Consider the following 21,569-nt stretch of genomic DNA (forward strand, 5'->3'; position numbering starts at 1 on the left):
TATATGACCATGTTGATTCTTTCATCATACAAGAAGTTGAACAGAAAAACTTTAACGAATCAACAATCTTCCAATGATGGTGTCAGATGAGTGTTCAGGCTGTTTCTTGGGTTTTTAGTTTGAGTTTGGGTTCTGCTCCTCAGAAAGCAGTGTTATTGTATTTGGCTGAGCGTGCGCAGGATGATGGTTCTGGTGCGTATCCGAGTGTTCGCAAGATCATGGTTGCTACCGAGCTTTCTGAGCGCACGGTGCGTAAAGCGTTACATGATTTATATGAGCGAGGATTGATCACGCTTGGGGATCAAAGACGCGCGGCGTTAGGGAAGAAGCAGAGTGTTATCCCTCGTAATAGGCGCGCAAATGTATGGGATTTACAAGTCAACACGCCACTTTCTGAGTTGAAGAATGTTCAAGCGGCTAAGGATGTAGAAGCACGGTTGCGCGAGGCTGATGAAACAAAATATGTGGTGCAAGACCAGGGTGAAAAAACTTGGATGCAATCACATGTTCATCAGCAAACCAAGTCTAGTAATCAATCGAGTAGCCAAAACCTTGTGAGTAATGAGAATGAAGAGGTTTATGGTTCTCAACAGTCTCAACCGTGTGTAGTGTCTTCTGAGCAAACCGTAATGTCTACTGATGCTTGTGTTGTTGATGATGATCATGATACCACGAGTGGTTTAGAGGCTGTGGGGTGCAGTAGATGCACCCCAGAACACGTGACTGTGGGGTGCGATAAATGCACCCCAGAATCGGGCTTGGGGTGCAACACGTGCACCTCTAGGGGTGCAGCAGATGCACCCAAACCATCATGTATAACCATACCTCCTAATCCCCCTACGGGGGATATCCCCCCACAGGAATCCGAAACAACAACCGCAACTCCAGCGACAACGAGTGAGCGTGAACGTGTGCAAGGTTCCGCGTGTGATTTGCTCACGGCTTCTGTTGAGACTGATAGCGAAACTTCTGAGTGGATACCAGATGCTCCCATGATGAGTGTTCAAGCGGCTGATATGACACCAACTGGTATAGCGTCTCGTGCGATTGACGCGTTTCAGGCAATGCGGTTGCGTTTGGGATTACAGGCCGGAGGGGTGACAAAAATCGATGAGCGTCGGGTGGAAAAGCTTGTTAAAGGTTTGCTGATGGTGTATGGAGCCTCGCGTGCTGAATGCTTGGTTTTGAACGTGATTCAGTGGATTCCAAGCCAAGTGTTTTGGCTTCGTCGGCTTATGTTTCCTCGTGATTTGGCTGACATGTGGTTACGTGTGTTGAATGATTACCAAGTCGGATGTCTTACACGAAATAGTCAACAGACGTGTTCGACTTGTACGCCTACACCGCCGGTGTATCAGCGTGAAAAGCGTGAATTGTTTGACGTAGAAGCATTCAAGAAAGCGCATGAGGGGCGAACGCCTCGTGAACAAGCCGTGTATGAGGCTTCGTGTGATTCGGTGAGTGTGGTTGCTGGTGTGTGATGGGAAAGCAGGTAGTAGCACCATGTGTGCGTTTAGCGCAAACGAATCCTCGTCTTGCTGATCGCATGTTTTCTACCGTTGAAGACGAACGGGGTAAATACATGGTTGATGCGCTTGCGCGAGCAGAGGGGGTGAAAGTATGTGAATCATGTCCGCTTATATCCGCGTGTTTAGCGAGTTATTTGGTTGATGTGTGGGAGGATAACAATATTATTGGCGGGTTGAATTACGTACAACGATTGCATTTAGCTCACGCGATAGCTGAGGATTTTCACGTGAGTGTGCGACAGTTAGGATCGCTTCCGTTGTCTCGTGTAAAGGCTTGGCTTGAAACTCATCCGGGGTGGCGTGAACATGTCACGAAACGGGTTCGTACTACGTGGCGTGAAACCAAACGGTTACAGCGAGCAATCGGAACAAGCAAGCGTAAGAGTGTGAGCGAAGAAGATAAAACACGAGCGTATCAACCACAATATTTACCTCCAGTTCCTACTGCTGTGCAGTTGACACTTTTCTAACTCATGAACTGTTAAACCGAAAATAGATTTACCGATTTACCGAGAAACCGAAAAATTGGTGATAATCAAGTGAAAGGAATGATAAAGATGATTATTACGATAGCAAACGCGAAGGGAGGGGTCGCGAAAACCACGACCGCAATGTTTCTAGCGGTCGCGTACACGCGGCGTTTTCCTGATCGGTGTGCGCGTGTGTTAGATGCTGATCCTCAGGCTAGTGCGAGTTTGTGGCGTGACATGATTGAAGCAACTGGTGAAACATTGAATAATATCATGGTTGACCCAGCAAACATGTCAACACTACAGCATGTTGACCGTGTTGCTTCGGATGTAGTGATTGTGGACGCGCCACCACAAGGACGTTTACTTGAAATGAGTGTACGAGTAGCGGATATGGTGATTATTCCTACATCGGATAGTCCTCTTGATTTACAGCAAGCGTGGGCTACTTTATCGAGTTTGCCAGACCCAGCGCGTGGTGTGGTGTTATTGACGCGTGTAGAACGTGCAACACGCGCGTATCGGGAAACAGTTCATGCGTTAGACGCGCAGTGTACGCCACGGTTTAGCACGAGTGTAGTGAAACGACAGGAAGTGAAAACGAGTATGGGACATGCTCCCAGCAAACTGTACGAGTATGGGCAAGTGTTACAAGAAATCATGGAGGCAGTAGCGTGAAACACACGAGTATGAGCGCGTTTCAACCAGTAGCGTGCAAGCGTCAAAAGTCGAGTATGGTAAGCGTGTTTACTCAGGATAAACGAGATGTATCAGGTTGGGTGAAAACCAGTGTGAGTTTACGTGATACTACTCGCCGTCGTTTGAAACAGTACGCGCTTGATCATGATCAATGTTTACAAGAAGTCGTAGATGCCGCGCTTGACGCGTATTTACGATAGTGAGCAGATTGATGCTAGTTTTTCGGTAAAAACTAGAAAACTGTTATACCGAAAAACCGACAATTATAGTGAATCATAAAGTAAGTAACGAGTAAAGAAGTATACTAATAGTAAGTAGAAGATAAGAAAGAAGGCTTATCATGACAAGTGATCTTAATAATGATACGAGCATGGTTTCCTCTGAACAATTAGTGTCAGAAACACACAGCAAAGCTGCACAGCCTGTAAAACAGGGTCGTGTTCCACGTTGGCTACTGCCGGTAAGCGTCCTTGTGATTGTAGGTTTAATTCTTGGTGGTGGACTGTGGGCTGTGAGTGTTTTTCGGGAGAAACAAGCGCAAGAACAGTTAGTGTTTGCGCGTACTGAGTGTGTGAAAACACGCAAGCAAGTAGTTAAACTGTTTGATACGTTAAAGCCGTTTAACACGCGGGTTACGAGTATGTGTGAGCGTTTACAATCACTGGTAGAACAGCGTGATAAGAAAGCGGAAGTTTTGGTGAAACAGTTCACGAGTTTGCAACCTGTTCAAGAGACAATGGTTCCTGATTGCCCAGTGGTAAGTGGTAAGCATAAGCCGGGTACGGGAGAGTATCAAACAGTTACTCAAGCGCTTAAACGGCTTGTGAAGAAGTTTACTGAGCAAGGTAAGCAAGTAACCCATTTGTTAAAAGAATCGCAGACTGTGTTGGATGAGTATGCGCTTCGTGAGGCTCGTGAGCTTGCTGAGCAAGCGAAAGGCAAGGTAGCGGATCAGGCGACACTTGACATGTTAAACAAAGCAGTAGAGCGTAAGGATGTGAATAGTTTAACGAATCTTTCACGGAAGGTGCAGGAGAGTATGCAAGCCAAGGTTGAGTCTGATCGTCAGGCTCAAGAAGCCGCACGTCAAGCACAAGCGCGTGCGCGGTCGCAGCGTGTGTATCCGAGGTATCAGTCGTATCAAGGCGCGTATGGTCAAGGTACTACCCCAAGCCAACCATGGACGTTAGTTGATAAAAACGGTAATCCAGAGAAAGATCAGACAAATAGACAGCTTACTTTTGAAGAGATGCAAGCAATGTCGAAACATGGTGATCAATATGATTGTCAGCCTGGTCAGGGTTGTCCGATAGGTTAAACGTTTTTTCGTAGTTTTCTATGAGAAGGGGGTACTCATTCTAGTGGGTACCCCTTTCGGTTTCTTGATTTTTCGGTATGTCGGTAAAGACCGATGTGTTAAATCTAATAAGACCATAATTAATAAGAAATTGTGACTACATGAATCTATGGTCAATTGCTTATTGATGGCTAGTATGAGTGCTCTCATTATAGAAAAGTGGAAGAAAATCAAAACCAATTTGACAATTTTGTATTACAGTATTACAATTATATTCTATAAATACAAAAATCTTATGTGCATTTTGCATGAGAAGGGATTATTATGGCTGTTATTACTGTACGTCTGGATGATGAAATCAAGAGTCGTCTTGAAGATCTAGCGTTTGCGCGACAGGTGAGTGTAAGCTCATTGTTGAAATTGTGGATTGATGAACATATTTATCCGGAGTCTCGTGATAACGAAATTGTTCAACCACGTATGACTCCATTGTCAATAAATACTTTGATGCGCAAGCAATTGGCGCTGTCTCATCGTATTCTTGCGCGACTTGTAAATGAGAATATTGAAGATGGTGATAAAGAATATCAATTGAATTTAGCAAGGATTCTTGAAAAAGGATACACTTTAGAATACGATAATGAGTTTAGTGATATCGAACCTGAATTAACGCGTGATGATTGTCTATTTGTTATGAATATTTTTGACATGTTTCGACATGTTCTTTATTCAATACAATCGTTGAAAGAAAATGGGAAAACTATTGATGCTGGTTTAGCTTATAAGATAGAGTTTGTAGGTTTTGATTTTAACATTTCTCATGAAGCAGCTCTGGCTGATTTTGGTAGGTATCTTATTGATAATAATCGGTGGATTGAATTGAAAGCATTCTATAAAAAGCATGATAATGGTAATTCGCATGCTCCTATGAAACAGACGTACAATCGTATGTTGACACAATGGAACATTATCCGTGATTCCAAACGTCACTGTTCTATGTTAGAGCCTTTAACTATTGATGAATTGCAATTGATAGCAGATGCGTCGATGGGGATTTCTCCACAACACAACTAGTAGTATTGGATTGTTTTTATTTATGATAATTTATAGGCGACACGCGCTTGTGTAAACCATTACAAATGAGTATTCTAACTAGAACAGGCATTTGCGCTGTATACGTGAGCTATCGAATTAACGTTTAAGCGTCGTTTTCCGGCGTCGACCTCACGGCAATAAGGTCGCCTTGATGGCGACCTTATTTACCTTTAGGGATTGATATGGATATTTTCGTGTATGCTGACGAGTCTGGGGTATTTGACCGTTACCATAATGATTATTTTGTATTCGGCGGCGTTATCTTTCTAGGAAAAGAACAGCGCGATATAGCAAGAAGGCGTTATATATCTGTCGAACGGTTACAGCGTTCTCATGGTGCTGCTCAGGGACATAGCGAAATGAAAGCTATTTATCTTAAGAATTCTCAGAAATCTTCCATGTTTCGATCGCTTAACCCCTATCATCGTTTTGGTGTCATCGTTGATCAGAAAATGGTGATATCTCAAATCTTTCAGAATAAAAAAAGTAAGCAGCGGTATCTTGATTTTGCATTTAAACTAGGATTACGTTCTGCATTGGAACAATTGATTCGTGATGGGTTGGTGAACCAATCTGGTGTGAATAATATCTACGTGTTCATGGATGAGCATAGTACGGCTACTGATGGTCGTTATGAGTTGCGGGAAGCACTGGAAGCTGAATTTAAGATCGGGACCTATAACGATAAATGGTCTAAATTCTTTCCTCCGCTTTTTGACAATTTGTGTTCCGTGGAGTTTTGTCTAAAGGATTCAGCTCAAGATGCTTTGATTCGTGCTGCTGACATTACTGCTAATCGATTGTATTATGCAGTTGTGTCAAATCAATTGAATCTTATAGAGAAGAAAATAATTTATCGTCGGCTACCTCATCAGTAATATATTTCTATTACCGTAGAGCCTAGCATGATTTTATATTGAACAATTCTTCATGTTAACCAGTCGATGTCAATTGGTTTTTCGGTAAATACCGATATATTGATATACCGAAAGAGTCGCGCGTTTGCTTGGTTTTATGAGTGTTATTAGCTTCTTTGCGTGTTGTGGATAACTATTTTTTTGTCCAAATTGGGTTCGTGAAAACTGTGCTTATACTCACCATGATTCAACAAATGGTTGAATTGTGTGGTGAGTGAAAGGATAGTATTTTGCGTAATAATACTCATCGTAAACCGCGTGTGAGGAAGTGTGGTGTAAAAACGATTGCGTTGCTTTCTGCAAGCGCGTGTTTACTGTCGTCTACCCCAGTGTTTGCTGATGGTGGTGCGGGAAGCGGCTCGGGTTCTACTTGGGGTGGTGGCTATCATGGTAGTGGTGGTCGCGTTTCCTGGGTGTATCAGGATTCGTTTGGTGGTGCCTCACGTCAGAGTGTGCTTGCTGCTATGGGGTCAATTGGTGTGAAAAGTCTTAATAGTAATGCTGCGTATGCGCCGATTGATCAAGCAGTGAATGAGGCGAATAGTGAGTGTGTGAGTCGTGCATCCTCGCATGGGAATAATAATCCTCAATGTCGTCTGGTAGCCGTTGGTATGGTACATACTCCTGGCAGGACAGGGGATTGGTATACGGGAGCTAACGGCGCATTCAATTCAGGTACGTGGTTTAATGCTTGGAATGCTTCAGGCATCCCCAACGCAACTTATTCACATAATGGAGTTAATTACACGACAGCTACGAAATTTGAAGATGGTCAAACTGATTTGAATAGTTTGGCAAATCGTGAGATGAGTCGTGCTCCGCGTGCGGTGATTGCGATTGTGTTAGCGAATGATGAGCCGCGTGTTTCTCCGGGGGATACTCCGCCTGCGCCTCCTGAGTATACGGTCAGTGCGGTGACAGAAGCGTCGAAGAACACGACGACGGCTGGAGATCAGGAGAGTGTGTCTGATGTGATTAGTTTGACGCGTCAGGGTGATGATGTTGATGAGGATGTTACGGGTACTTCTACGTTGCATTGGCAGGGTGTGGATGGAAGTACGCGTCAAGCGCGTCAATCGTTTACGGTAGCGAATACTGGTAGCACGCGTACGCGTTTTTCTTATACGGATTTGGATTCGTCGTGGAAGAGTTGGCCGTCTGGCCGGTATTGGTTTGATGTGGTTATTCCTTCTCAAGGGTATATGACGAACACGGTTGTGTTAGATGGTCAGTCTGATAGTGCGGAGAAGTGGCATGCTCCTCGTATTCCACTACCGGTGAAACAGTTAACGAATTATGAGGGTAAGCGTGTGGTGTCTCCTGATGATCAGATCGCGTCGGGTAGTTTGTATACGGCTCATGTGCGTGCGCATTCGAGTGCGAGTGAGCATTTCTGGCTGTATGAGACTATTGATGTAAGCCAGCAGAAGGTTGTGATTGGTGGGGTGGATCGTGATGATTTATCGAGGGTTACGGTTACTGATGAGTCAGGAGGCGCGGTTCGCGCTACAGTGAGTGTGGATGATTCGCAGCCTGGTAAAAGGATTGTTAAAGCGCATGTGGTGCATCCTGCTAGTGGTTATTACACGTTGAATGTGCCACAGTCAGCAACTCCTACTGGTAGTGATTATTTGATTCCTGACGGGTCGAAAGCTTGTTATGATGGTGATGGGGATAATTGTCAGACTGGTAATAGTAAACAGGTTGGTAAAGTCACGCCACGACCGGATAAGGTTTGGGTGTTAAACGAGGCTGGTGGTTTGAAAGCCGAGGATCCTACGCATTCTAATAAGCAAGGTTCGGATGATCGCACGTTCGTGACTGGGGATGCTATTGGCGTGGTAGTGAATGGGCGTATTCCAGCGCACTTGTTGAACCCGTTTACTTCGTATTTGCTTACGGATGATTGGACAGATAGTGCGAAGTGGATTGATTGGAATCATCTTGAGCAGGTGAAAGTGTTCGTGGATGGTAAGGATGAAACAAGGAATTTCACAGTTAGTATTGATACTAAGCGTCATACTACTACGGTGAGTGCGAAACCTGGTTTTCTTACTGCTACTGCTTTTGGCGTGTCTGATAGGAAAGTGAAACTCATCATGGGTGGTATTGTTCATTTAACACCAAGCCCGGATGTGGCGTATGTTCCACAGCAGTTAACGAATAAAGCAACAGAAACGTGGAATAATGAGACCAGGCCGACGAATAAGCCGCCAGTGTTTGTCAGGAATCCGAAACCTAATAAGATTTGGAGTAAGAGTCAAACGGATGCTGATAGTGCTGTGGATACTGGTTGGTCGAACACGGTGCATGCTGACAAGCACACGTTTGTGCAACGTGATGATTTCGCGGTCACGGTTAATGGTGTGCTGCCGAAGAATCTCGCGGATAATCTTACTGTGTATGAGTTGGGTGATGATTATCATGAATCTGCGCGTTACGTGGATTTGGATGAGAAAAGTGTAAAAGTCACGATTGATGGGAAGTCTGCTACTGATCTTTTCCAAGTGCATAAAGCTCAGGGGCGTGTTTGGGTCAGTGCAAAACCAGAGTTACTGGCTACTACAGTGAATCGTTCCCAGGATCGTCAGGTACGTCTGACGGCGCGTGGCGTGTTTTTGAAAAACGTGTTGAAGCCAGGGCAGAAAGTAAGCGTGCCTAACTCTGGTTGGGAGACGTGGAATAAACAAACCGTGCCATCGAATACGCCGAAGGTAAAAGAGTGGACACCAAAACCAGATAAATCCTGGATACGGTTAGACAAGCATGGTCAATGGCAGATGGTGATTGACCCAGCGTGGTCGAATACAACTGGTGCTGATACGATGCATGTGCTTGACCATGACAGGCTTGCTAGCGTGGTCAACGGTGTAATCGCGAATGATCTAGTGAAAGTGACGAACATTACGCTTACGGATGATTATAAGAATGCTGATTACATGTGGGATCCTACTAGTAACCTGGGTGAGATCCGCGTATACGAGGCAGACGCGATAACTGATGCTAAGACGAGTGTGGCTGATATTGCACGTTCGGGTAGTGATGTGACTGACCAGTTTACGGTTACTCGTAAGGGCACGGTAATTCAAGCTGAGGCGAAACCAGCGTATGTAGCGAAGCAAGTATTGCTTGCAAAACCAAAACAGTTGACGCTACTGGTTCCAGGTGTAGTTAATTACGCGTATGGTAAAGGTTCTGCGCGTGTTCGCAAGGATTTTGGTAAACAGCCTGGTAGTGAGGTGAGTTTCTGCACAAACCCAGGCAGTAATAAAAAACTCACTAATCGTGCAAGTCAGCGGGTGAATAACGAAACCCAGAAAACCAATGAGCCATACGTGTGCGGGTACGTGCCACCGGTGAAGAAACAAGTGATCGCGGAAGGCTCCCAAGGGGGCGCGAACCAGGACGTGAACCAGAAGGTTGTGTATCGTGGGCAGAAAGTTGAATACCGTTTAATCACGGAGCCTAAACTTCCAGCGGATCTCGTGTATGATATTACGCGTGTTCAAGCCGTGGACGTGTTTGATCAGTATCTTACCCCGGATGAGCAGACGCTCGAGGTTACTGATTTGACAACTGGTAAACAGATGGTGATGCCTGACCCGCAAATGGGTGTGAAAGGCGACTATAGTGTGTCCTGGGATAAGAAGGCTCACTCGTTCACAATCGTGTTTGCTTCTGAGTATGTCGCGAAAAATTGGAAGCGTGCAGTAAAGCCTCGCATACAAATCAGGTTCGAAGGAACTGTTTCGAAGAAAGCTCCTGTGAATAAAATGGTGGATAACCAGTGGACACTGCGATTGAATAACATGCTGACCCCGTCGAACAAGGTAGCGAACAGGCCTCCGAAACACGAGCCGAAGAAGCGTGTTACGCAATCGCGTAAGCAAGGGGATCCTAAGATTACGATTGATGGGAAAATCTTGTTGCAAGGAGACACTGGCTATTATCAAGTATTACTTGATTTGAAGCAGAAGGATAACGCGTACCGCGTGTATAAGGCTGGTATTACGGATGATTACGATGAACGCTACCTGGACGTGAACAGTAAAGATATTCAAGTGTTTGATGATCATGGTAGTGATGTGACCGCTAGGTTTAATGTTCAGGTCAAGGATGGTGTCGCGTACGTGTATGCCAAGACTGTTGACACGTTTATTCCTAAACTTGCTAAGAGTGTGAAGGGGGATCCGCAGCCAGTGGATCTCGCATCGTATGCTGCTTTAGATAAGCATGATCCTTTGAAGGATCCTGCTATTGATCAACAGCTTCTTGGACACGCGTATACGATTATTCTGCCGTTTACGGTTAAAGCGGTGAAGAATCATACAGTCGTGAAGAACACGGCAATTCAGGTGACGAATAATACGCGGAAATCTACGAATCAAGTATCGAATCCGCTTGACCCGTTGAACCCGGCGAAAGACGTAGTGATCAATGTGGGAGATAAGAGTATTAACGCTCGTAGCGTGTACTTGAATTCCACGTTCCTCTATCAGCTTGACTCATCCGTGCTTCCAGCAAACCGCGCGTATTTGAAAGCGGAACATTGGCGGATTGTTGACCCGTTGAACACCACGTATGATAAGTACACGGGACAGTGGGCAGTGTATGCGGCAAGTGACTTATATCAGCATGGTAAACTTTTTGCGCGCAAGGGTAGTATGCTTGCTTCTAACATGTACACGTCACCAGCCGGACGTTTGTTTACGGTAAGCCAGGATGAGCATGGTGTGGTGAGTGTTGAAGCATCGCTTGCATATTTGAAGCTCGTGAGCGCGGAAAATACGCGTCCAGTAGCGTGGCGTGCTTACATTCAATGCCAGCGTGTTAAGGTAGCGGATCGTGTAGAAAACCAGTTTATTGAAGAATATAACGGGAAACGTATTCCGTCGAATAAGGTATACACGCGTACGCCTGATCTTGCTCCAAGTATTCATATTGTTAAGTATGATGTGAAAAGTGGTGAGAAACTGGGGGATCGTAACAAGGTCGTGGAAGCATTAAAGATGCGTGATGATCATATTAAGATCGCGTTTAAAATCACGAACACGAGCAAAGTAGATCCAGAATCCAAGGTTGGTGCCTGGTATCAGGCAAGCAAGCTTAAACTGGATGACGAGACGATTGCCGGCGTGGGCAAGGTTACAGATTTCCAGTATCCAAAGAATTGGGATAGGCTTATTTTGAAACCTGGAGAGTCAGTAATTGTTACTGGCATACTCGCTGGAGTTACACCACAGGCTAAGCATACGAACCGCGCACAGGTTACTGGAATACCATTAGTACCGTGCCCGGTAGTAGACACCACACCATTTGCAGTTAATAAGAAAGCGTTAAAAGCTTCCCAAGGTTTGAATGCTGCTGCACGTCAAAATGTGGTGGAAGTTAAGGATGGTGACAAGACTGTCCGCCTGTGTGTGGATACGCGTGTGAAGAGTAATAAGGATGATTGGAACGCGTATCGTGTGCAAGAATTGACAGCAACCGGTGTAGCAATCATGACCATACTCGTCTGTGCGTTTACTATTGGCGTCACGGGTGTGATAGTCATGCTGGTTAAAAGGCGCAAACTGCGCGTGTGAAGCATAAGCAACTACTAGTTGAGTAGTCTCATTGAATAAGAAAAAGCGAGCAGTTCATTATGTTGAACTGCTCGCCTTTTCTTTGAGCTGGGATAGTTTTGCCTGTAGCACGTGGTTCGTTGTTGGCTTTAGCGGAGACTTGTTGGAGTTTTGTTGGAGTTTTGTTGGAGATCTTCAAAATTTTATGTACCTAGTTATTCGCATGGTGTTTTTCGCATGTGGATAACTATTTTTTTGTCCAAATCGGGTTCGTGAAAACTGTGCTTATACTCACCATGATTCAACAAACGGTTGAATTATGGATGAGTGAAAGGAATTAAGCATGGTAGGAAGTGAATTGTTTACACGGTTGCTTACGCGTCCGGTTGTTCTTGCTGCGCAGGGCGGTGAGGTGATTACACAAGTGTTAGATTTGTTTAGCCGGTTCGCGATGATTGGTGGCGGACTGTGGACTGTGTGGGGGTGTGTTATGTTGGCTGGTGGTTTGAAAGATCAGAATGGGCCGCAGACTCAGTCAGGCGTCTGGCAGGTGGTGGGTGGCGGCCTTATTATTGCTGCCGCTGCATTGTTTAAGACGTTTGCTGTTTAAGGTGGCGTCTATTGGAGCAGTGGCTTGTTGATATGCTCAATCAGATCGGTCAGGGTGTTGCTTTTAAGCAGGTTACCGATCTGTTAACGATGCCTGCTGAATATAATTCAAGACTCTATCAGCTCGCGTTGAATGTTGCGCAAACCGCGGTGAAACCAATCGCGTCGATCGTGCTTGCAGTAATTTTTACGTTAGAGCTTGCGCGTATTAGCAGCAAGGTTGACGGGGATCGTGAGCTTGGTACGAAAATGATTGCCACGCTTATGATTAAATGCGCGTTGATTCTTACTGCAGCACAGCATACGCCACTTTTGTTGCAATGTATTGAACAGTTGGGTGGTCGCGTGTTGAACGGTGTTCTCGTGTCGCATAGTGTGCAGAGCGTGGTTGGAACAACGGGTATTGGTGACCAGTTGCGTCAGCAGATTCATGATAGTGGGATCCCGGGGCAGGCAGCTTGTTGCTTGCTGGTTATTCTCCCGTTTCTGCTTTCGCATGTGGTTTCAATCATGGTAATCGTGGTAATGATGCTTAGGTTTGTGCAAGTGTATTTGTTGGCGGCGTTTAACCCGCTACCGATCGCGTTTTTAGCGCATGAGGAAACGAAGTCGTGGGGTGTGAATTATTTCAAACAGTATGCGATTTACATTTTTCAAGGCGCGAGTATTCTGATCGCGTTACTCATGTATCGAAGTCTTGCACAGGACACGTTAAAGCCTCCAGGTGAGGGTGTGCAGTTAACGGATTGGGTGTTTGGAAATTTTGGCGGTCTGTTTATGAACTCAGTGCTTTTGGGCATGCTGGTGATTGTGGCGAACGGGGTTGCGAAACGCTTGTTCGGTGGAGAATAAGGAGTGTTGCTATGGCGTTGCAAATGCCGGTGTATCGTGAATTGACCACGATTGAGTCGCGCGTGTTTATGGGGATGAGCTGGCGGCAGCTGTTGGCCGCAATCATGCTCACGATTGTGTGTGGAGGAACTTTTATGCTGTTGTGGCTTGAGTTTCAAGTTTCCACGGATCTGGCTATGTATGTGGTGTTTCCTCTGGGTGTTCCTATCGCCTGCTGGGGGTGGGTGCGTCCGAAGGGGTTGAAACCAGAAGAGTATTTACAATACGTGTATCGTCATTACACGCAGCGCAATGTGTATCTTCTTGATGGTCAAGCAAAACCATTGGTGAAAACTAGTAAGCCGAGTGTGAAGGAGTGAGTATGAAAAGAACACGGCAACCGCAGCAAGTAAATAAAGAGCATGCTGGACAGCTAAAGCGTAAGCATACGTTTGCTAAGAGTGTGAAGCAGATGATTGGTTACGATAGTATGCTTAAAAATGGTATCGCTTATCTTGGTGATAATAAGTGGAGTGCTTCCATCATGTTTACTGATATTAACTATCAGTTAAGCGCTGAAAATCATCAAATGGAGCTGGTTGACCGGTGGGCTAAGCTCATCAGCTCGTTTGACGCTGAGCAAATGCTGCAAATTTCCTCGTATACACGTACTCGCGGCATAAGTCAGTTAATGCACGAGATTATGATGCGTGAAGCCTGTGATGGTTTGGACGCGTATCGCAAGGATTACAATCAACTTGCGTCAGCTAAATTGGAAACTGTTTCTCGTAATACGGATACGGTGAAAACGTTGACAGTGACGATTCTTGAATCGGATAAGGACGCGGCTCAAGCGAAGCTTAACGCTCTTATGAACTCGCTGATCGCGCAAATGCGCAGTATTGATGAATGTCATGCGACGCGTCTTGACCGTGTGCACCGTCTGCAGTTGTTGGCGGAAGTGCTCCGTCCTGGTGAACCATTCACGTTTAGTGAAACCCATTTTGCGCGTCAGCCAGGCCGACATAGTACGAAGGATTATGTGTGTCCGTGGAGTATTGATGCGAGGGATGCTTCTCATCTTGTGGTGGAGAGTTTAGACTCGAAGTTTTATCATCGTACCCTGTGGGTCAGTGAGTTTCCGCCAGAATTGTCTGATCAGCTCGTTAATGAGTTAACATTGATACGCGCGCGCGTAAACGTTGCGATCCATTTAGCGCCGATTGACCGTAGTGAAAGCATTAAGATTGTGCGTCGTAAAGCCGCGGAAATTAAAATGCAGACCATGGAAATCGCGCGTAAAAACCGTAAACAGGGATTGGATTCGGATGATCTTCCAGATGATCTTGCTGACCAGCAGGATCAGATAGCAAGTTTGCGTGATGAGCTGATGCAAACGAATCAAAAACTTATACGATCAATTATGGTGATTGGTGTGAGTGCGACTACTTTAGAAGCGTTGGATCTTGCGTGTCAAACGGTGAAGTCAAAAGTGGCCGCGCAATCGTGTAAAGCGGAGAGTTTGAAATTCATGCAGTTGGAAGGGTTAACTGCGGAACTAGCGTTGGGTAATAATCCTCTTCCGATGACGCGAACGCTTACGACAAACTCGGCTGCAATTCTGGTACCGTTTACTACGCAGGAAATATTCGAAGCACATGGCTTGTTCTACGGATCAAACGCGAGGAGTGGTAATCCGATAGTTGCTGACCGGCGCGCACACATGAACTCGAACGGGTTCGTGCTCGGCACGTCTGGTGGTGGCAAAAGTTTCACGGTGAAGCAGGAGATTGCTGGCATGTTCCTGAATAGGGATGATGAAGTGATTATTATTGACCCGGAGCATGAGTATATTCCACTCGCGGAAGCGTTTCATGGTGAGATTATTCGCGTGTCTGCTGGTACGGGTACGCGTATCAACCCGTTAGATATCGTATTGGATGATCAGGATGCGGATCCAGTAAAAGAGAAAACCAATAACGTGGTTGCGATGATTGGTAGTCTCATTGGTGGTAATAGTGGATTGACTGCTATTGAAAAAAGCTTGGTTGACCGTGCAACGATGCAACTGTATGCACAGTATAGGAATACGGGTGGGTTAACACAACCGACGCTTGCTGATTTACAGCAAGCTTTGGAAGATTCTGGTGAAAAAGTAGGGCATAATCTAGCGTTAGCGTTGAACTCGTACACGGCTGGTAGTCTTTCCGGATTCAACGGGCAGACAAACGTGGATTTAACGAACCGGTTTACCGTATTCGATGTGAGTGCCTTGTCGGGTGAGCTACGCACGTTTGGCATGATGGTTGTGATTGACCAGGTGTGGAACAGGGTAGCGAGGAATAAGAAACACGGCAGACGTACCTGGTTGTATGTGGACGAGTTTCACCGGTTTTTTGGTAACCAGTATTCTTCCGCGTGTTTCCGTGATATTTACAAGCGTGCGCGCAAGTATGGGCTTGGTATTACTGGTATTACCCAGAATATTGAAGAACTCCTTCGTGATGAGGATGCGAGCCTGATGCTTGCGAATAGTGATTTTCTGATGCTTTTGAGCCAGAATCCGACAGACGCAGACGCGTTATGTGACTTGTTGAAACTCTCGGATGAGCAACGCCAGTATTTCACAGGCGTGCTTCCTGGACAAGGATTGATGAAAATTGGTCAAGCGTTTATCCCGTTTGACTCGCGTATCCCTCAGGGTGGTTTACTGTATCAACTGTTTACTACCGCTTTTAGTGACCGCTCCTCATGACTCGCGCACATCCATCATCAACTGGTGTCTCCTCTCAGCATATTTATGCAACGCACGCGAGTGTTACGAGTAGACGAGTGAACGTGCAGGGGAATGTAGTTGCGCGTGAGAATCAGCAGTTAAAACAGAAGAATAATCATGCGACGGGTCGTGCACGGAATCAAGCATCGTCTCGTGTAAAGGCTTCTCAGCATACGAGCTTGACGGGTTTACGCTCACCAAGCTTGTTTGCGCGATCGAAACATGGTAGGTTGCATGCTCGGCAGTTCGCAAGGAGCCTGGTGTGTCACAGTGGAAACATAGTAAAACAGGTTGTGCCACGTGTATCGCGCTCTACGTTGTTGGACTTGTTTGACCAGGATGATGAAGATCAGGAAAACACGCTGAGTACACGGCTTGAAGCAGATGTAATGCGCGCGACCAGGTTGACTAGTCGAGTGAGCACGCGTGGCGTGACTAGTAGTGCCCGCTTCCTGTTCCGGCATCGTCATGCGCCGAAAAAACTCATAAAAACTAGTGTGCGTGCTGCTAAGCAGAGTGTTCGTGTGGCGCGCGTGTCTGCACAAATCATACGGCGTATGATTCAAGCGGTAGTGAGTGCTATTGTCAGCGCGGTCAGTGCGATCAGTATGCCGATCATCGCTGTTATTGTGGCGATTCTCGCGGTGATTATGGTGATCATGAGTTTCTTCAGTATCTTCTTCTCCTCACCGCATCACGAAGATGCCACGAGTGTTCCGCAAGAATATGTTAGTGACGTGCGGCGTGCTGGAAACTTGTGTGAACAGATAACGCCAAGTATCATTGCCGCGCAGATTGAGGCGGAAAGCGGTTGGAACTCGCGCGCACAGTCGCCTGCTGGCGCTCAGGGTATTGCTCAGTTTATGCCATTGACGTGGGCAAGTGTTGGTCATGATGGTGACGGGGATAAAATCGCTGACGTGTTGAACGCGCATGATGCGATTTACTCGCAAGGCATTTACATGTGTAGGCTCGCTAATCAGATTGATGAAGTCAAACGAAACGGTCGTCTCACTGGAGACACGGTCGAACTGACTCTGGCAGCATATAATGCTGGGATTGGCAGCGTGTTGCGATATCAAGGTGTGCCACCGTTTTTGGAAACACTTATGTATGTGAACCGGATCATGGGTTTAGCGCAAGACAAGTATGCGAGTGAATCCATGCGCGCAGAAGCGTCAGCAGGCGGCGTGGTGCAGGTCGGTGCTGATGGGACTTTGAATCCACCACTCGTGATGCAAGATGGTATGCACGTGAACATTACGCGTATGGGGTTAGGGTTCTATCCGATTCCTGACTATGACGTGTATCAGTGCACGTGGTGGGCTGCAATGCGACGCAAGCAGATTGGTAAACCGGTTGATAGCCACATGGGTAACGGTGGTCAGTGGGATGATACCGCACATCGTTTGGGTTATCCGGTAAGTAAAACCGCGTTTCCTGGGGATGTGATGGTGTTTGAAGCTGGCGTGCTCGGCAGTTCGCTTGCTTACGGGCATGTAGCCGTGGTAGAGCAGGTAAATCCGGATGGCAGTATTCTTATCAGTCAGTCAGGAACCGGGTGGATGGCAGTGGTGACACAAACCATCAGCCGCGCACAGTTACAAGCGAACGCGCGTGGTATCAGTTTCATTCATTAAATGGAGAGGGAATATATGAGTCGAGTGTCATGGAAAACATGGTGTTTTTTTGCGTTGAGCATGCTGATGATTGTCTTGCTGATCGCTACGAATTTTCTTATCAGTGCACATGTATATGAGTCACATCAGACTCACAATATTACAAGCTCGCGTGTTCCGATGAGCGGTAAATCAACCCGTGAACAAGCTAAGTCTACTGCTGGTATTGATGTTCAAGATGCGAGCGGCTTGTGTGTGCGCTACGCGCCACGCGTGTTGCAAGCCTATACGACTGATACGCCTAATCGTGCAACGTTAATCGCCCAGTATTATACGAAACATGCGAATGGTTTAAGTATTCCGGTGACGCGTATTGCCCGCCAGCCACTCGACGAGTATACGGGGTTCCTCATGACTTCTAGTCAAGGAAGCGTCACATGCAGTGTGGGCACGGGTTTGCAAGCACCATGGATCCTTGAATTTGGCAAGCAGATAAACGGCCGCTGGTTGTGTTCGAGTGTAGCCGGACCGTGGCAAGGCGCATACAACATTGTAGGCGACAAGCTACCAGTAAATCTTGATATGGAAAGGTAGTGTGTCAGTGAGTAAGGAATTTCATCTTCCAAAAAATTTGACGCCGCGTCAACTGTGGATGATGGCGAACGATCCAGACTGGTTTCAATTTCTTGATTTGATTGCTGCGCATCCTCACGCGTATCCAACGCTTATTCAATGGGTGAGTCGTGTGCAGCAAGATGGTATAGTTCAGGCTGGTGGCGCTCCAGAACCAGACGCAGATGTTCAATCGCGTTCGCGTGTGTTTTTCAAGGCTCGTATTCCAATACCGCCTAGTGTACAGGATGCTTGTGTTGATGATGTTCTTGATCCCATGGTAAGGCAGGAGCGTATTGTTCCTAACTCGTATAATGAGGTATTCCAGGAAGAGGCGCAAGATGCGCAGGCTGACAGTCCTGTAATTGATACTACGCGTGATACTCGTGATGTGATTGATGAAGTAACTCGTGTTCATACACAAGACTTGTTTGATAGCGATGATAGTGATGATGTGTTTGATGATGAGGAATCTTCTTCCTCATACACCGGCGGTTTTTTACCATTGCTTACACGTACAGTGAGTAAGCGTGGGGTGCGTGTTGGAATACTGATAGGTGTTCTTCTTCTTATCGTCCTGTTGGCTGCAGGTATGCTGATGGGTAAGACTGCTCGTCACGCAGAGAGTACGAACAGGGACCATCGGCAAGTTAGCCAGCAATTGCAAGCTTATCAAAATTGTAAAACCGTGTACGAGCAGGCAGTCAAGTCGAGGAAAGCTTGGATAAAAATAGTAAACCAGGTAGATGCTGAGCGACAAATCATGGAGGTGATAGGTATAAGCGCAAGTGAACTGGATGCATATAATCAGGCAGTCGCTGATCCTATGATCACGATACGCGCATGCAAGCCAAGCATGACATCGGAAGATTTACGTGTACAAACACGGGAATTACGGTCAACGAGCCGTGTGTATAAGGTTAAAACTGGTAAGCTTACAAAAACAGTGGATCTCATGCGTGAAAGGCAAGTTAAACTTCTTATTGAGGCGCGTAATCTTGCTGAACAGGCGAAAGGCAAGGTAGCGGATCAGGCGACACTTGACCGGTTGAATCACGCTATTACAGAAAAACAGTATGCGCGTCTTTGTTTCCTCATGCGCCAGGTTCATGAGAGTATGCAGAAAGAAGGTAAAACAGATCAACATGCACCGGTTTCACGACCGTTGCAAGCGTCAGGAGAACACCAGGATTCAGTCTCTCAGCAGCCAATGTTGCAGTCTGTACGACCACCAATAACGCCACGAACTCAAACTCCGTACGTGCAGTCTTCTGCTCCTGACTGGCATGTGCCTGATTCTGTTGACCATGAGATGATGCCTAATCGGGATCCAAGCTTATGAGAGTCGCGTGTTTTATATGTGTTACGCTAGTGTTTTTTAGTGTACTTAATGGTGGTTTTATTTTGCTACGATCCCAGAGTTTGCGACTTTTAAACGGGTGCACGCCGCGCAGCATGTAAAGGCATAGATTATTGTCGAGGTGCGCGATTTCCTCAGGAGTGAGTAAGTCTCGACCAGTACGCTGATAGTTGATCGTGTAACTTCCGTTTCTACCTTTAGACGTGCTACTGGTACGCGTGTCAATGGTTTCCTTACCGAGCATTTTCGCGATCCACTCGGTGGTAGAGGGTTCTGCTCCTCCAAGAAACAGGGTATTATCACAGTTTCCGGTCACGGTTTCCCAACTCTTGTCGTACATGGTTTTCAATTGGCTCAATGCTTGCAGAATAATACTGACGCTGACATGTCTAGAACGGATAGTTCCGATGAGTTTATCGAAGTTTGGGATTCGACCAATGTTGGCGAACTCGTCTAAGAAACAATGTAATGGGGTAGCCAGTTGTTGGTTTGGGTAGGTGCGGCATCGTCGGATAATACTATCAAAAAGGCATTGGTAGAAGATCGCAGCGATAAAATTAAATGTAGGATCTTCGTCAGAAAGCGCTAGGAAAATCGCCATTTTAGGAGCATGTGGTGCGCCAAGCTGGTCAATATGCATGGTGTCTGTGCTCAAAATCTGCCTGACGACACTGACCTGGATAGGAGCTAAGCGCACGCCGAGACTAATGATAATGCTTTTCTTCGTTTCACCAGCACCTTGCGTGAAAGGTTTATACTGGGTGAGTGCGAACCGTAATCCTTGCATCAGCTGGTGACGTTCAATGATCACAGGATTCGTAGTGCGAGATTGCATCTGGTCTTCTTTCCAAAGTGTTTCTTCTTCACGGATTGTTTCGCTAATACTTTCCATGAGCATGTCAATCTTACTTTGTTTCGACTCTTCTTGCTCACTGGCTTCCAAACAATTCACGAGATCAGCAACAGTGTTCAACGTGTGGCCAGTGTGTGAACTGGTTAAAGTAGCGAGAAGATCATCGTCTAAATAGTAAACGAGAGCCATCATGCTCGTTAGCAGGCTTCTCTCAGCCTTATCCCAGAAACTATCATTACTGTTGGTTTTCTTCGAGTCTCTAGGATTCGTGTTATCCATAATATTCGTCACCAGGCGCATGATACTCGTGTCGGGCATACTGGGATCAATGTAATTGAGCGGGTTAAACTGTGTGGGGGTAGTAAAGTCTACAAGGTCGAGTTTTTTCACAGTATATCCATGAGTTTCTAATTGCGTGTGGGTTTGCTCGTAGAGTTCACCTTTCGGATCGGTACACGCGTAATTCATGTTCATGGTAAGAATGTTCGGAATCACGTGGGTACGAGTTTTACCACTTCCTGAAGATCCGATTACGAGCGTGTTTAAATTACGTTTCGTTTGGCGTGTGTCAAGCGCTAATCCTTCAGTTTGTGTCATTTGCAGATTCTTACGTGGATCACTACTGGTGTATGGAGCCATGTCTCGAGGTGAAGCCCATCGTGCTGAACCGTATTCGATACCATCACGGTATTTTTTCTGTTGTTGCCCCCACTGGTATATCCAGATAAGCCCTATGATAGCGCTACCAGCAAGTCCGGCGAGAATACTAATACGGTCAACGCCTAAATGCCAGGGAGGTATGAGCGCGGTTTGTATCGATGCAATTGTTTGACTTGCGCTCATATCGTGTGCAAGCGCGTCTTGGATACGGTAGGCGATGAGATTACCGGCTACATGCCCGATTATTAATGTAATGATAAAGGCTAATAGTTTCTTTTTCATGTACGTGCTCGTTTCTCTTCATACTTGGTTTTAATTTGTTGGATTATGTCATTTTTTGATATCAAGATTGGTTTATTACGCTGCTTGCTTGCAACTGGTTTTTGTGTTGCATACTGATGCGTATGTGTGTGTTGTGGATCGTGTTGTGTTTGACAATGATGTTCACTGTTGACTGTGGGCCGTGAAGTGATACGTGTGAAGTCACCATCAAAGACAATCTGACATGGCGGGTTCACTCCTGGCATGAGGCATAAGCGTCTGCCAAGTGGCGAAGAAGCTAGAATCATAGCTTCTTCACCACTTGGCATGCTATAGGTAAGCGTGAAGCAAGACACGTGGTTACTCATCAGAGCCTGTCTTACTATTCGTGCTTACTTGGAAAGCAAGACACTTCAC

The 21,569-nt window shown here is 46.1% G+C and carries 16 protein-coding genes; 15 read left to right on the forward strand and 1 reads right to left on the reverse strand.

Translation table 11 applies throughout. From position 1 onward, the window contains the following. Nucleotides 1-86: 86 nt before the first annotated feature. From HXT44_RS02065 to HXT44_RS02135, 15 genes are all read left to right on the forward strand, one after another. A complete protein-coding gene (locus tag HXT44_RS02065) occupies nucleotides 87-1,481 on the forward strand; it encodes a helix-turn-helix domain-containing protein (RefSeq protein WP_415693303.1) in 1,395 nt (464 codons plus the stop codon). Continuing rightward, nucleotides 1,481-1,999: a hypothetical protein gene (locus HXT44_RS02070; protein ID WP_004110505.1), complete on the forward strand. Its 519-nt coding sequence runs from the start codon at nucleotides 1,481-1,483 to the stop codon at nucleotides 1,997-1,999. The genes HXT44_RS02065 and HXT44_RS02070 overlap by 1 nt, the downstream gene beginning before the upstream one ends. A 141-nt stretch (nucleotides 2,000-2,140) precedes the next feature. Then, nucleotides 2,141-2,677, forward strand: a complete 537-nt coding sequence (locus HXT44_RS02075; protein WP_241760006.1) for a ParA family protein — start codon at nucleotides 2,141-2,143, stop codon at nucleotides 2,675-2,677. After that, nucleotides 2,674-2,898, forward strand: a complete 225-nt coding sequence (locus HXT44_RS02080; protein ID WP_157754330.1) for a hypothetical protein — start codon at nucleotides 2,674-2,676, stop codon at nucleotides 2,896-2,898. Before HXT44_RS02075 ends, HXT44_RS02080 begins: the two co-directional genes overlap by 4 nt. A gap of 140 nt (nucleotides 2,899-3,038) precedes the next feature. Then, nucleotides 3,039-4,016: a hypothetical protein gene (locus tag HXT44_RS02085; protein WP_004110499.1), complete on the forward strand. Its 978-nt coding sequence runs from the start codon at nucleotides 3,039-3,041 to the stop codon at nucleotides 4,014-4,016. A 303-nt stretch (nucleotides 4,017-4,319) separates the two neighbouring features. Next, nucleotides 4,320-5,069, forward strand: a complete 750-nt coding sequence (locus tag HXT44_RS02090) for a YfbU family protein (protein ID WP_004110497.1) — start codon at nucleotides 4,320-4,322, stop codon at nucleotides 5,067-5,069. A gap of 203 nt (nucleotides 5,070-5,272) precedes the next feature. Beyond that, on the forward strand, nucleotides 5,273-5,968 hold the full coding sequence (locus tag HXT44_RS02095) for a DUF3800 domain-containing protein (RefSeq protein WP_004110495.1): 696 nt from the start codon (nucleotides 5,273-5,275) through the stop codon (nucleotides 5,966-5,968). Between the two features lie 269 nt (nucleotides 5,969-6,237). After that, the gene (locus tag HXT44_RS02100) at nucleotides 6,238-11,592 is read left to right on the forward strand and encodes an LPXTG cell wall anchor domain-containing protein (RefSeq protein ID WP_421783043.1); all 5,355 of its coding nucleotides are present in this window, start codon (nucleotides 6,238-6,240) and stop codon (nucleotides 11,590-11,592) included. A 322-nt stretch (nucleotides 11,593-11,914) separates the two neighbouring features. Beyond that, on the forward strand, nucleotides 11,915-12,181 hold the full coding sequence (locus tag HXT44_RS02105; RefSeq protein WP_050770727.1) for a hypothetical protein: 267 nt from the start codon (nucleotides 11,915-11,917) through the stop codon (nucleotides 12,179-12,181). A gap of 11 nt (nucleotides 12,182-12,192) precedes the next feature. Beyond that, entirely contained in the window at nucleotides 12,193-13,032 is an 840-nt protein-coding gene (locus HXT44_RS02110) for a type IV secretion system protein (protein WP_100066725.1), read from the forward strand. A gap of 11 nt (nucleotides 13,033-13,043) precedes the next feature. Further along, nucleotides 13,044-13,391, forward strand: a complete 348-nt coding sequence (locus HXT44_RS02115; RefSeq protein ID WP_033888606.1) for a PrgI family protein — start codon at nucleotides 13,044-13,046, stop codon at nucleotides 13,389-13,391. Between the two features lie 2 nt (nucleotides 13,392-13,393). Beyond that, on the forward strand, nucleotides 13,394-15,766 hold the full coding sequence (locus HXT44_RS02120; protein WP_004110478.1) for a VirB4-like conjugal transfer ATPase, CD1110 family: 2,373 nt from the start codon (nucleotides 13,394-13,396) through the stop codon (nucleotides 15,764-15,766). Next, nucleotides 15,763-17,427, forward strand: coding sequence for a CHAP domain-containing protein (locus tag HXT44_RS02125; RefSeq protein ID WP_410311011.1), 1,665 nt, complete (start codon nucleotides 15,763-15,765; stop codon nucleotides 17,425-17,427). The genes HXT44_RS02120 and HXT44_RS02125 overlap by 4 nt, the downstream gene beginning before the upstream one ends. Before the next feature lie 159 nt (nucleotides 17,428-17,586). Further along, nucleotides 17,587-18,000, forward strand: coding sequence for a hypothetical protein (locus HXT44_RS02130; RefSeq protein WP_421783046.1), 414 nt, complete (start codon nucleotides 17,587-17,589; stop codon nucleotides 17,998-18,000). A gap of 7 nt (nucleotides 18,001-18,007) precedes the next feature. Next, nucleotides 18,008-19,360, forward strand: coding sequence for a hypothetical protein (locus HXT44_RS02135; protein WP_157754331.1), 1,353 nt, complete (start codon nucleotides 18,008-18,010; stop codon nucleotides 19,358-19,360). Here the strand turns inward: HXT44_RS02135 and HXT44_RS02140 are convergent. Next, nucleotides 19,338-21,173: a VirD4-like conjugal transfer protein, CD1115 family gene (locus HXT44_RS02140; RefSeq protein WP_421783048.1), complete on the reverse strand. Its 1,836-nt coding sequence runs from the start codon at nucleotides 21,171-21,173 to the stop codon at nucleotides 19,338-19,340. The genes HXT44_RS02135 and HXT44_RS02140 overlap by 23 nt on opposite strands. Nucleotides 21,174-21,569 lie beyond the last annotated feature (396 nt).

The organism is Gardnerella sp. DNF01198P (genome assembly GCF_049244165.1).
Lineage (GTDB): Bacteria > Actinomycetota > Actinomycetes > Actinomycetales > Bifidobacteriaceae > Bifidobacterium > Bifidobacterium swidsinskii.

Bases quoted from the DNA above. Each gene is read 5' to 3' on its own strand.
- HXT44_RS02120 (WP_004110478.1), top strand. From the start codon at position 13,394: ATGAAAAGAACACGGCAACCGCAGCAAGTAAATAAAGAGCATGCTGGA.
- HXT44_RS02070 (WP_004110505.1), top strand. From the start codon at position 1,481: ATGGGAAAGCAGGTAGTAGCACCATGTGTGCGTTTAGCGCAAACGAAT.
- HXT44_RS02105 (WP_050770727.1), top strand. From the start codon at position 11,915: ATGGTAGGAAGTGAATTGTTTACACGGTTGCTTACGCGTCCGGTTGTT.
- HXT44_RS02095 (WP_004110495.1), top strand. From the start codon at position 5,273: ATGGATATTTTCGTGTATGCTGACGAGTCTGGGGTATTTGACCGTTAC.
- HXT44_RS02090 (WP_004110497.1), top strand. From the start codon at position 4,320: ATGGCTGTTATTACTGTACGTCTGGATGATGAAATCAAGAGTCGTCTT.
- HXT44_RS02130 (WP_421783046.1), top strand. From the start codon at position 17,587: ATGAGCGGTAAATCAACCCGTGAACAAGCTAAGTCTACTGCTGGTATT.
- HXT44_RS02065 (WP_415693303.1), top strand. From the start codon at position 87: ATGAGTGTTCAGGCTGTTTCTTGGGTTTTTAGTTTGAGTTTGGGTTCT.
- HXT44_RS02115 (WP_033888606.1), top strand. From the start codon at position 13,044: ATGGCGTTGCAAATGCCGGTGTATCGTGAATTGACCACGATTGAGTCG.
- HXT44_RS02085 (WP_004110499.1), top strand. From the start codon at position 3,039: ATGACAAGTGATCTTAATAATGATACGAGCATGGTTTCCTCTGAACAA.
- HXT44_RS02140 (WP_421783048.1), bottom strand. From the start codon at position 21,173: ATGAAAAAGAAACTATTAGCCTTTATCATTACATTAATAATCGGGCAT.
- HXT44_RS02075 (WP_241760006.1), top strand. From the start codon at position 2,141: ATGTTTCTAGCGGTCGCGTACACGCGGCGTTTTCCTGATCGGTGTGCG.
- HXT44_RS02125 (WP_410311011.1), top strand. From the start codon at position 15,763: ATGACTCGCGCACATCCATCATCAACTGGTGTCTCCTCTCAGCATATT.